Genomic DNA, 11,782 nt, shown 5'->3' on the forward strand with positions numbered 1-11,782 from the left:
GCAGGTCTTGCATTTGTTACTGGTCAGTATCATAGACTATTTTGTGTGCAGGATCACTGATCAGCCCCGCGCCGAGGAACCGGCGCAGATCATCCCGTGCGCCTGACGCTCAACCCCCAGTCTGAGGAGACCTCATGTCACACCACCCGGTCACCCACCCGGTCACCGACCCGATCGAGGCCATCGATTCCGCCGACTCCGCTCGCGTGGACAAGAAGGTGATGGAGGACGTGCTGCTCGGACACTGGGCCGACACCCGGCGTCAGGCCCGCGAGCTGCTCAAGGACTCCGCCTTCCACAAGGTCGAGGGCATGTCGAAGGAGGATCACCGCGAGCGGGTCTTCGAGCAGATGGCGAAGCTCGCCGAGGACGGCGCCGTGCACCGCGCCTTCCCCAAGGAGTTCGGCGGCTCCGATGCACACGGCGCGAACATCGCCGCCTTCGAGGAGCTGGTCACCGCCGACCCCTCGCTGCAGATCAAGGCCGGGGTCCAGTGGGGCCTCTTCGCCGCCGCGGTGCTGCACCTGGGCTCCGAGGATCACCACCGCAGGTTCCTTCCCGCGACCATGGACCTCCGGGCTCCCGGCGCGTTCGCGATGACCGAGTTCGGCCACGGCTCCGACGTCGCCTCCATCGGCACCACCGCGACCTACGATCCGGCCACCGAGGAGTTCATCCTCAACACCCCCTTCCCCGCGGCCACCAAGCGCTACCTGGGCAATGCGGCGAACGACGCCAAGGACGCCGTCGTCTTCGCCCAGCTGATCACCAACGGGGTCAACCACGGGGTGCACTGCATCTACACCAACATCCGTGGCGATGACGGCCAGCCGCTGGCGGGGATCACCATCACCGATGAGGGGCAGAAGGGCGGCCTCAACGGGGTGGACAACGGCTGCTTCACCTTCGACAACATCCGGGTCCCGCGGACCAACCTGCTCAACCGCTATGGCGACGTCGCCGCCGACGGCACCTACAGCTCCCCGATCGACTCCCCCGGTCGCCGGTTCTTCACGATGCTCGGCACCCTGGTGCAGGGCCGGGTCTCGCTCACCGGCGCCTCGGTGGCGGCCTCGAAGCTCGCGCTGATCGGCGCGGTAACCTACGGCAACCAGCGGCGCCAGTTCAACGCCTCCTCCACCATCGAGGAAGAGGTGCTGCTGGACTACCGGCTGCACCAGCGCCGACTGCTCCCGCGCCTGGCCACCACCTTCGCGGCGAACTTCGCCCATGAGAACCTGCTGGTCAAGCTCGACGACGTGTTCTCCGGCAAGGACGACTCCGATGAGAACCGGCAGGAGCTGGAGACTCTGGCCGCGGCGATCAAGTCCGTGACCACCTGGCACGCGCTGGACACGCTGCAGGAGGCCCGCGAGGCCTGCGGCGGCGCCGGCTTCATCTCCGAGAACCGGCTGGTCTCGCTGCGCGCGGACCTCGACGTCTACGTCACCTTCGAAGGCGACAACAACGTGCTGCTCCAGCTGGTGGCCAAGCGTCTGCTCAGCGACTACGCCGCAGAGTTCAAGGATGCCGACTTCGGGGTGCTCTCCCGCTATGTGGCCACCCAGGCGCAGTCCACGGTGATGAACCGCTTCGGTCTGCGCCGGGCGTTCCAGTCGGTGCAGGACACCGGGGATGAACGCCGCAGCGCCAACTGGTTCAAGCAGCCCGACGTGCAGCGCCAGCTGCTCACCGAACGCTCCCGGCAGATGGTCATCGACGTGGCTTCAGAGCTGCGCTCGGCGTCGAAGCTGCCCGCGGCCAAGCAGGCGGCGATCTTCAACGACCACCAGTACGAGATCATCAACGCCGCCAAGGCCCACGCGGACCTGCTGCTCTGGGAATCCTTCACCGAAGCCCTCGAGAAGGTCGACGATCCGGGGACCAGGCAGATCATGACCTGGCTGCGTGACCTCTACGCGCTGACCAAGATCGAGGACACGCTGGACTGGTACCTGCTCAACGGGCGGATCTCCTCCCAGCGCGCCCGCACGCTGAGCCCGTATGTGAACCGGCTGCTGCAGCGGCTGCGCCCGCACGCCCAGGACATCGTGGACTCCTTCGGCTACTCCCCCGAGCACGTGCGCATGGAGATCACCTCCGGCTCCGAGCAGCGACGCCAGGACGAGTCCATGGAGTACTACCGGACGCTGCGGGCCTCTCCCACCGCGCCGGTGGATGAGAAGCTGCTGCACTCGCGCCGGAAGTGAGCTGGGCCGCTCGGGCCGCTCAGCTGATCAGCCGCTGAGCTGAGCGGTCGACGGGCTGGCGATTCTCGGGTGATGGGCGGCTGAGCAGGCGTCTGCTTGAATAGCAGGATGACTGCTCAGCTGCCCTTCCCCCGTGCCGACGTCGAGAATCTGACCCGCGAGGAGGCCGCCCAGCGCGGCGCCCTGCTCGAGGTCACCCACTACCGCGTCGAGGTGGATCTGCGCGGCGCGCCCGCTCCTAAGGCCGAGACCTACCCGGTGCGGACCAGGATCGACTTTGCGTCCTCCGAGGTCGGTGTGAGCACCTTCTTGGACCACCTGGGCGCCTCGGTGGAGTCCCTGGTGCTCAACGGGGAGACCCTGGATGTGGACGCCCATGTGGGTCCGGCTCGGATCCTGCTGCCCGGGCTGCGGGCGGAGAACACCGTGGAGATCCGGTCCACCTCGCGGTACTCCCGCTCCGGTGAGGGGCTGCACCGGTTCGTGGACCCGTCGGACGAGCAGGTCTACCTCTACACCCAGTACGAGCCGGCCGACTCCCGCCGGGTGTTCCCGGTCTTCGAGCAGCCGGATCTGAAGGCCCGGTTCAGCTTCTCGATCATCGGCCCCCAGCACTGGCAGCTGCGCTCCAACAGCCCCGCGATCTCGCGGATGCCGCTGGAGAGCGGTGAGGCCGCAGGGGCTGCGAAGGGTGAGCCCGCTGGGGCGGACGATGCCGCGGAGGCTGCCGGTGCCGCCGTCGTCGGCCCGCTGGTCCGGGTGGAGTTCGCCGAGACCCCGCGGATGTCCTCCTACATCACCGCGCTGCTGGCGGGTCCCTATCACCACGTGGAGGGCCATTACCGCGGCGGAGTGCCCGGCGGCGAGACCGTCCAGATCCCGCTGAGCGTGCTCTGCCGGGCGTCGCTGGCGGAGCACTTCGACGCCGACGCGCTGCTGGAGCTCACCCAGCGCGGGCTGGACTTCTTCCACGCCGAGTTCGCCTACCCCTACCCCTGGGGCAAGTACGACCAGGTCTTCGTCCCGGAGTACAACCTCGGGGCGATGGAGAACCCGGGGCTGGTGACCTTCACCGAGACATACGTCTTCGACACCGCCGCCACCGACGCCCAGTACGAGACCCGGGCCAACACCCTCATGCACGAGATGGCTCACATGTGGTTCGGCGACCTGGTGACCATGCACTGGTGGGATGACCTGTGGCTCAAGGAGTCCTTCGCCGACTACATGGGATCCCTGGCCGTGGACGAGGCCACCGACTGGACCACCTCCTGGATCTCCTTCGCCAACGGGCGCAAGGCGTGGGCCTACGTGCAGGACCAGCTGCCCACCACCCACCCGATCGTCGCGGACATCCCCGACCTCGAGGCCGCGGATCAGAACTTCGACGGGATCACCTACGCCAAGGGCGCCTCGGTGCTCAAGCAGCTCGCCGCCTACGCCGGACGTGAGGCCTTCCGCGAGGCCGCGCGGCGCTACTTCAGCCGCCACGCCTTCGGCAACGCCTCGCTGGGCGACTTCCTCGCCGTGCTCGAAGAGGTCACCGGGGCGAACATGGACGACTGGGCCCGGGCCTGGCTGCAGACCGCCGGGGTCCCGGTGCTCTCCGCCGAGCTCGACGCCGCCGGTGGCGGTGCGGGCCGGGTGCTGGTCCGCGAGCAGGGCGTCGACCCGGCCACCGGGGAGTCGGTGTCCCGGCCGCACAAGATCCGCGTCGGGGTCCATGTGCTGGATGCCGCAGGCGAGACGCTGGCACTGCACGCCGCCCAGGAGGTCTTCCTGGACCCGGCCGCCCCGGAGGGGCTCACCCCGGTGCCGGAGCTGAGCGTGCCGGCGGACCGGCCGCGGCTGCTGCTGCCCAATGAAGATGACCTGACCTACGCCAAGCTCAGCCTCGACCCGGAGTCGCTGGCCGCGGTGCTGACCTACCCGGTGGCCGATCCGCTGGCGCGCGCCACCGTGTGGGCTGCGCTGTGGTCCATGGTGCGCGACGGCGAGCTGCCCGCCCGCCGCTTCCTGGCGGCCGTGCAGCAGCTGGGCCTGGGCATCGACGAGATCGTCGTCGTCCAGGGGCTGCTGCGGCAGTCGCTGACCGCACTGGAGCGCTACACCCCAGCCGACGAGCGGCCGGCGCTGCAGCGCGACCTCGCCGCCCGGCTCGCCGCGGAGCTGACCCGCCGCACCGGCGGGGACCATCAGCGCGCCACCGCTCGAACCCTGGCCACACTCTCCCGCCGAGAGGGCTCACAGCTGGAGCTGCTCGAGGCGCTGCTCGACGGCGGCGCCGCAGACCATGGGATCTCGGGGCTGCGCATCGATGAGGAGCTGCGCTGGGCGTTCCTGCAGGCCCTGGCCGCGCACGGTCGGGTGAGCCTGGATCAGCTCGATGCGGAGCTGGCCGCCAAGACCACGGCCCGGGCCCGGATCGCGCACCGGCTCGCCGCCGCCGCGAGGCCCGACCGTCGGGTCAAGCAGGCGGCCTTCGGGCAGGCGCTCGCCGGGACGGATGACTCCGGCGAGGAGCTCTCCAACGATCACCTCACCGCCACCGTGGACGGCTTCACCGTGGCAGGTGACCCGGAGACCGCGGCGGTGATCGAGCGGCAGACCGAGGCGTACTTCGACGCGCTGACCGACGTGTGGGAGCGGATGAGCCAGGGACAGGCCACCCGGGTGGTCTCCGGGCTCTACCCCGGGGCTCAGGACCTCGACGCCGGAGCGGAGCCGACCGAGCACCCGCTGGCGCTGCGCACGCAGCGCTGGCTCGCTGAGAACGCGGATGCCCCCGCGGCGCTGCGCCGGCTGCTCATCGAGGAGCAGGATCAGCTGCTGCGCGGACTCCGCGCCCAGGCGGCGGCCCAGGGCTGAGCCCGGCGGGCGGGGTGCGGGGCGGGCGCGCGGGCGGTGTTCGGGCGGGGTGCGGGCGGGCGCGCGGGCGGCGTTCGGGCGGGGTGCGGGCGGCGTGCGGCCCGGCTCAGTCGAGCAGCAGCTCGTCGATCTCGGACTCGGCGGCGGCCTCGCGTCTGCGGCGCCGGCGGTCGTTGAGCATGCAGAGCAGGATCGCGACGCCGAAGAGCACGGTCAGCGGCAGGGCGATGAAGAACATGCTCACCGCGTCGCCGCCCGGGGCTGCCAGCGCGGAGACCACCGCGATGAGCATCACCACCCCGCGCCAGGCCTTGAGCACCTGTCTGCCGGTGACCAGGCCCATCATGTTGATCCCGACCAGCACCACCGGGATCACCATGGCCAGCCCGAAGGCCAGGAACAGATGCAGCACGAAGGTGAAGTAGACGTCGGGGTTGATCAGGTTCGACGTGCCTTCGGGGTTCAGCGCGAAGAAGAAGTCGATGGCCTGGGGCAGCACGCTGTAGGCGCCGACGATCCCGCCGAGGAAGAGCGGCACCGAGGCGGCGATGAAGCCGATGGCGTAGCGCTTCTCGGTCTTCTTCAGCCCCGGCATGATGAAGGCCCAGATCTGGTAGAGCCAGATGGGTGAGGAGATCACGACGCCCACGAAGAGCGAGAGCCTGATCATCAGATCCAGCGGGCCGCCCACGGTGTTGAAGGCGATCTCCGCGAGCCGGCCCTCCCCCTCATAGCCGACGATAGGCTCAGCCAGCAGACGGAAGAGCCAGTCGTAGAGGAAGAATCCGGCGATGGCCCCGAGCAGAATGCCGATGCCGGCCTTGATGAGGCGATTGCGCAGTTCCCTGAGGTGATCCTTCAGAGCCATCGTGCGCTCGGGATCGCGCCGCCGCTTCTTCGATGTGGCCATGCGGCTTAGCGGTGGTCTCCCCGCTGCTCCCGCTCATTGCGGCGGGCCTGCTCGGCGGTGGGGTCATTGGGGTTGAGCACCCGGCCCTCGACGGGGGCGCGCTCATCTTCACGCGGGTCCCTGCTGGGCGCAGCGGAGACGTCCGGGGATTCGGAATCAGAATCAGAGGAGTTCCGCTTGGATTCGTCGCTCATGGTGCGCACCTCAGACTTGAAGATGCGCATCGACTGGCCCACTGACTTGGCCAGCTTCGGCAGCTTCGGGGCGCCGAAGAGCAGGATGATGAGCAGTGCGATGATCGCGAACTGCCAGCCTTGGATACCCATAGTGACTTCCTTTCCTCGAGCCCAATCGTACGCCAATCACTCAGACAGGACCGACAGCTCCTCGCGTGCCCGCATAGTCACCTTCTCGCGAATCTCGGCAGGGACCAGGACGGTGAGATCTCCCCCGAGCTGCAGGCAGAGCCTGATCAGAGCCTCGCGGCTCTGGAACCAGGTGCTGATGATCCGGACGCCGTCGGGCTGGATGCGCTGACGCTGCGGCGCATAGCGATCGGCCAGCGCGGCGGCGGCCGGGGAGAAGCGCAGGACGACGTCGAACGCTCCGCTGCCCTGCGGCGGTCGTGGCGGCTCCGCCGGGGACTGGGCGAGCAGACGTGCGGTCTCGCTGATCGGCTCCTCGGGCAGCGGGCGCTGCGCCCGGATGCGTGAGCCGAGGAAGTTCCGTGGTCCCTGCGCCAGGCGGCACCAGGCCTGCAGATAGGTGCGGGGGCCGTCGATGTAGACGTGCGTCGGCTCGACCACCCGCTCGGTGATGGTCCCGGAGGCGTCCTCATAGCGCAGCTCGACGCAGCAGCCGCCCGTCACCGCGGCGCGCAGTTCGGCGGTGGATTCATCGCGCGCCTGGGCGCCGGCGGCCACCTTGGTCGCGGCCTCCTGCAGACCCGCGGGGAGCACGCGGGCGATCTTCCCGCGCAGGGACTCGGCCGCGGAGACCCAGCTCTCGGCGGCGGCGTCGGCCGCGGCCGTGGCGGCCGTGTCGTCGGCGGCCGTGTCGTCGGCGGCCGTGTCGTCAGCGGCCGTGTCGTCAGCGGCCGTGTCGTCGGCCGCGGAGTCCGCGGCGCTGATCATGGTGTTGAGCGCGATCAGCAGCGAGAGCGCGCCGGGCTTGGTCAGCGTCAGCGGGCGTGCCAGGACGTCGCCGGTGCGCGCGGAGGGCATCGCCAGGGTGATCGGCGCGTCGGTCACCAGGTAGTCCTGGGTGAAGGCGTCCAGGTTCAGCGGCGGCGCGGGGTGGATGTCGATGAACTCGCCGTACTGTCCGGGGCCGAAGCTGCCGGACTGCTGGATGGAGAGCAGGTCCTTGAGCAGCTGCTTGGGCGTGATCTGGTGTCGTGTCAGCAGCTCAGACGGACGCACCCCGTCGGCGCTGAGCAGATAGGCGGCCATGGCCAGCACACGCTCCACCTTGCGGTGGGCGGGATCGGCCCGGCGCGGCGCGGCGGCCGGCGCCAATCGGGGCGGCTTCGGGGCGGGGCCCTCATGGGCCTCGAGGGCTCCGCGCAGCAGCCGCGCCGGATCCTCTTCCCCGGCGAGTCCGTCCAGCGCGGCGCCGACGTCGGCCGCGTCGATGGCGGCGCGGTCCGGCTCGGTCAGCTGCGGTGCGGGGCGCAGCGGGCCGATGGGCCCGTGCACCCGGTCCAGCCGGAAGGTCCTGCGGGCGCCCCGGTCGAGATCATGCCCGATCAGGTACCAGTGGCCGCGGGCGGCGAAGTCCAGCAGCACCACCCGGCGCGGCTCGGGCTGCTGAGCGCCCCTGCCGGTGTAGTCGAAGCAGATCGGCTGTCGCGGCTCGAGCGCGGCGAGCTCGGTGAGCCGTTCGAACTCCTCGTCGCTGCCCAGGTTGAAGCTCAGTGCGGTGGAGGCCTGCGCTGGTGCAGCCGCGGGCGACGACGAGCTGGGCGTCACGCTCGGCGAGGCGGACGACGACGGCGGGGGCTCGCCTGGTCCGGCAAGCGCCCAGCTGGCCTGCTCCAGCCAGGAGCGGGTGCGGCTGCCGGCCCAGAGCTGGGTGGCGCGGGAGAGCACCAGGGTCTCGGTCTCGCTCAGCGGCAGCGGCGGCAGGCCGTAGTCGGCCGGGTCGATCCGGTAGCGGTAGTCCTCGCGGTCCGCGGCGGGCTCTTCGATGGCGATGCCGCAGCTGCGCAGATGGTCCTTGTCACGGCTGAAGAGCCGTTCCCAGGCGTCCTGAGACTGCTCCTCGGACTGGCTGCGGTAGTGCTCGACCCGGTCGCGGATCTCCGCCTTGGTCAGTCCGCCCTGACCGGCGTCGAGGATGCTCGCGGCCAGCGAGAAGGCGCGCGCCACGCCATAGTCGGCGTAGACGTCCTGCTCCTCCCCGCCCGCCTGGAGATCTTGCGCATCCGTCGCGGGCGGCGCCGTCTCGCCGTCGATCTTCTCAGTCACCGTGGCGGATCAGGAGGCCTTGCGGACGCTGACCAGGTCCACCACGAAGATCAGGGTCTCGTTCGCGCCGATGGCGGCGCCGGCGCCCTGCTCGCCGTAGGCCAGGTGCGGCGGGATCTCGAAGCGGCGCCGTGCGCCCTCCTTCATCCCGATCAGGCCCTGGTCCCAGCCCTGGATGACCTGGCCGATGCCGGCGGTGAAGTCGAGGGTCTCGCCACGGTTCCAGGAGGCGTCGAACTCCTCGCCGGTGGACCAGGAGACGCCCACGTAGTGGCAGGAGATGGAATCGCCGGGCTCCACGGGGTGTCCGCCGCCGGCGATGAGCTCCTCGATGACGAGGTCCTCGGGCGGGGTCTCTCCGGGGAAGTCGATCTCGGGGCGGGTGCGGTCATAGCTGCGCTGGCCGAAAGACATCAGTCGGTCTCCTCTTCGTTCTCTGCATCAGTGTTCGCGTCATCATCGTTGCCTGCATCGTCGCTGCCGGCGTCGTCGCCTTCAGCGCCGTCGGCACCGCCCTGCTCGGCCTCCATCTGCTCGATCATCTCTTCGATGTCTTCCTCGGAGAGCTCGGGCTGGCCCCCCTCGGGAGCGGGTGCCGCCTGGGGTGCTTCGGCGGAGGCGATCAGGTCGACCACGAAGATCAGGGTCTCGCCGGCGAGCTCGTGCTCGGCGCCCTCTTCGGCGTCCTCGTCGCTCTCTCCGTAGCCGGACTCCGGCGGGATGACCAGCAGCACGCGGGAGCCGACCTGCTCGCCCTCGAGACCCTCGGCCCAGCCGGGGACCAGGCTGCTCAGCGGGAAGCCTGCCGGACCTGCGTCGGGCTCTTCGTCGTCCTGGGGCCAGTTCGAGTCGAAGAGCTCGCCGTCGGACCACTTCCAGCCGGAGTAGCGCACGACGACCTGGTCGTCGGCGGCCACCTCGTCGCCGTCGCCCTGGATGAGCACCTCGGTGCTGACCTCCTCGGGCTCCTCGCCGTCGTTGCCGCCGTTCAGCTCCGGGAGCACGCCTTCTTCGTTCTCGATCTCGGGCAGCTCGCCGTCCTGCTCCTGGACCTCGCCCTCGGCGAAGGCCGGGGACTGGCCCTCCACACGCAACACCAGCAGCGTGGCCTGGGCGCCGGTCTCGGCGTTGGCCGGTTCGAAGAGCGCGATCTCAGAGCCGACGGTGAGGTCGGTGTCGGTGAGCGAGTCGTAGATGAACTCGCTCTGCTCCTGCATCTGCGGCAGGTAGATCATCGAGGGGCTGCCCTCGCTGAAGCTCTCCTCCTGGATCTCTCCGGAGCTGGGGTCGGCCACAGCATGGGAGACCTCCAGGATCTGTTCCTCGTCGAGGTCTTCGCCGTCGCCGCGGTCGAGCACCCGGGAGGCTTCCTCCTCGAGCTCCAGCGGGCTGCGCAGGATGACCTCGGGGGTGCCTTCATCGGTGAAATGCAGGTCCACGCCGGAGAGTGCGTCGGTGTCACCCAGACCGTCGTCGGAGCAAGACGTGAGCAGCAGGACTGCCGGGATGGACAGAGCCACGCTGGTGCGGCGGAACGAAGAATGCACGGTGTTTCCTTCAGCTTGAACGGCGACCTGACAAGGTCTGGGCCTGCCCAGCACTGTACAGGCCGGACACCTGGTTCGTCAGATCAGCGGAGGCTCAGCAAGCTCCTGGGGATGCCCCAGCTTGTAGCGCTCGCTCAGGGCCAGCGGGACCTCCTGGGCGCGGCGCTGATCCAGGGTCTGCTCGCTCAATGTCGCGACCCGTTCACCGAGCCGACCGAGCAGGGTGTCCAGCCGGGGATCCTCTGCGCTGAGCGGGTCTTTGAGCATCAGCGCGTCCAGCGGGCGGTCCACCAGCTTGTGGTGCACCCAGTCCACGGTGTGTTCGGCGCCCATGGCCCGGGCGGTGGAGAGGAAGCGTCCGCGCAGCGCGGCGCGAGTGGTGGCCGGGGGGTCCACGATGGCGCGCTGGATCCGCTCCGGCTGAAGCTGGGTGCTGGCTCGCCCGTGGGCGGCGAGCAGGTTGAACACCCCGCGCGTGGGGTGGACGTCGTGATAGGCCATGTCGAGCTGTTCCAGCTTCGGGTGGCTCATCGGGAGGCTGCCGCGTTCGGCGACGTCGGTGAGCAGCCGCTTCTTGATCGCCCAGTCGATGTCGCGCTCGATCGGCGCGTGCTGACCGCTGGCCACCGCCTGCAGGGTGCGTTCCCAGAGTTCGAAGATCTGCTCGACCCGCTCGTGATGGGCGCCGTTCTCCCGGACGAAGCGCCGCGCCCGGTCCAGCAGCCGGGCCTGGATGTCCACCGCGGTCTGCTCGCCTCCGTTGCGGATCTTCACGGCGGCCTGACCGGTGATGTCGTGACTGATGTGCCGGATCGCGCTGATCGGGTTCTCCAGCTCGAAGTCCCCCACCGGGACCCCGGACTCGACCATGCGCAGCACCAGGTCGGTGGCGCCGTAGCGGAGCAGGCTGGTGGTCTCGGACATGTTGGAGTCGCCCACGATCACGTGCAGCCGGCGGTGCACGGCGGCGTCGGAGTGCGGCTCGTCGCGGGTGTTGATGATCGGCCGGGACCGGGTGGTGGCCGAGGAGATGCCCTCCCACATGTGGTCTGCGCGCTGGGAGAACGCGTAATGGGGGTCGCTCTCGTCGGTGGCCGGAGCCAGCCGTCCGGCGCCGACCATGATCTGCCGGGTGACCAGGAAGGGCAGCAGGATGGTGGAGAGCCGACGGAAGTGAGTGGTGCGCGGGATCAGGTAGTTCTCGTGGCTGCCATAGGAGTTGCCCTGGGAGTCCACGTTGTTCTTCAGCAGGTAGACGCTGCCGTCGAAGCCGTCCTGGGCCATCGCCGCTTCGGCGCGCTGGGCCAGGTCATGCATGATCAGCTCGCCGGCGCGGTCGGAGGCGATCAGATCCAGCAGGTCATCACATTCGGCGGTGGCATATTCCGGGTGTGAGCCGACGTCGAGGTAGAGCCGGGAGGCGTTGGGGATGAAGACGTTGGAGCTTCTCCCCCAGCGCAGCACCGGGCGGAAGAGGTAGCGGGCCACCTCGTCCGGGGGCAGGCCGCGGTGGGTGCCGCCGGTGTGGGTGATGCCGAACTCGGTCTCGACCCCGATGACGCGCCGATCCATGGAGGCCTACTCGCCGCCCTTCTGCACGAAGCCCTTGACGAACTCCTCGGCGTTGGACTCCAGCACCGAATCGATCTCGTCGAGCAGGCTGTCGAGCTCGCCTGCGCGTTTCTGCGCCTGCGCGTTGGCGCCGGCCGTGGCTGCGGCCTCGGGCGCTGCGCCGTCGTCGTTGCCGCCCTGCGGGCGCTTCTGCGGTTGTGTGGACAT

At 69.6% G+C, this 11,782-nt stretch carries 9 protein-coding genes; 2 read left to right on the plus strand and 7 right to left on the minus strand.

The window, feature by feature from the left end:
* Positions 1–134: 134 nt before the first annotated feature.
* A complete protein-coding gene (locus LTI14_RS08385) occupies positions 135–2,210 on the plus strand; it encodes an acyl-CoA dehydrogenase family protein (protein WP_241469719.1) in 2,076 nt (691 codons plus the stop codon).
* A gap of 108 nt (positions 2,211–2,318) precedes the next feature.
* Positions 2,319–5,078, plus strand: coding sequence for an aminopeptidase N (gene pepN / locus LTI14_RS08390; protein ID WP_241476240.1), 2,760 nt, complete (start codon positions 2,319–2,321; stop codon positions 5,076–5,078).
* A 106-nt stretch (positions 5,079–5,184) separates the two neighbouring features.
* On the opposite strand, the gene tatC is transcribed toward pepN, so the two are convergent.
* The 7 genes from tatC to LTI14_RS08425 all read right to left on the minus strand — a co-directional run bounded on the left by tatC (position 5,185) and on the right by LTI14_RS08425 (position 11,782).
* On the minus strand, positions 5,185–5,988 hold the full coding sequence (gene tatC, locus LTI14_RS08395; RefSeq protein ID WP_241464527.1) for a twin-arginine translocase subunit TatC: 804 nt from the start codon (positions 5,986–5,988) through the stop codon (positions 5,185–5,187).
* Positions 5,989–5,993: 5 nt separating this feature from the next.
* Positions 5,994–6,314, minus strand: coding sequence for a Sec-independent protein translocase subunit TatA (gene tatA, locus LTI14_RS08400; protein ID WP_241464526.1), 321 nt, complete (start codon positions 6,312–6,314; stop codon positions 5,994–5,996).
* A gap of 36 nt (positions 6,315–6,350) precedes the next feature.
* The gene (locus LTI14_RS08405; RefSeq protein ID WP_241476241.1) at positions 6,351–8,456 is read right to left on the minus strand and encodes a helix-turn-helix transcriptional regulator; all 2,106 of its coding nucleotides are present in this window, start codon (positions 8,454–8,456) and stop codon (positions 6,351–6,353) included.
* 9 nt (positions 8,457–8,465) lie between these two features.
* Positions 8,466–8,870, minus strand: coding sequence for an FKBP-type peptidyl-prolyl cis-trans isomerase (locus tag LTI14_RS08410; protein ID WP_241476242.1), 405 nt, complete (start codon positions 8,868–8,870; stop codon positions 8,466–8,468).
* Positions 8,870–10,003, minus strand: coding sequence for an FKBP-type peptidyl-prolyl cis-trans isomerase (locus LTI14_RS08415; protein ID WP_241476243.1), 1,134 nt, complete (start codon positions 10,001–10,003; stop codon positions 8,870–8,872). The genes LTI14_RS08410 and LTI14_RS08415 overlap by 1 nt, the downstream gene beginning before the upstream one ends.
* 78 nt (positions 10,004–10,081) lie before the next feature.
* Complete coding sequence (gene pafA / locus LTI14_RS08420) at positions 10,082–11,575, minus strand: Pup--protein ligase (RefSeq protein WP_241476244.1); 1,494 nt, start codon at positions 11,573–11,575, stop codon at positions 10,082–10,084.
* A gap of 6 nt (positions 11,576–11,581) precedes the next feature.
* Positions 11,582–11,782, minus strand: coding sequence for a ubiquitin-like protein Pup (locus LTI14_RS08425; protein WP_241464521.1), 201 nt, complete (start codon positions 11,780–11,782; stop codon positions 11,582–11,584).

This window comes from Nesterenkonia sp. YGD6 (genome assembly GCF_022565895.1).
Taxonomy (GTDB): Bacteria; Actinomycetota; Actinomycetes; order Actinomycetales; family Micrococcaceae; genus Nesterenkonia.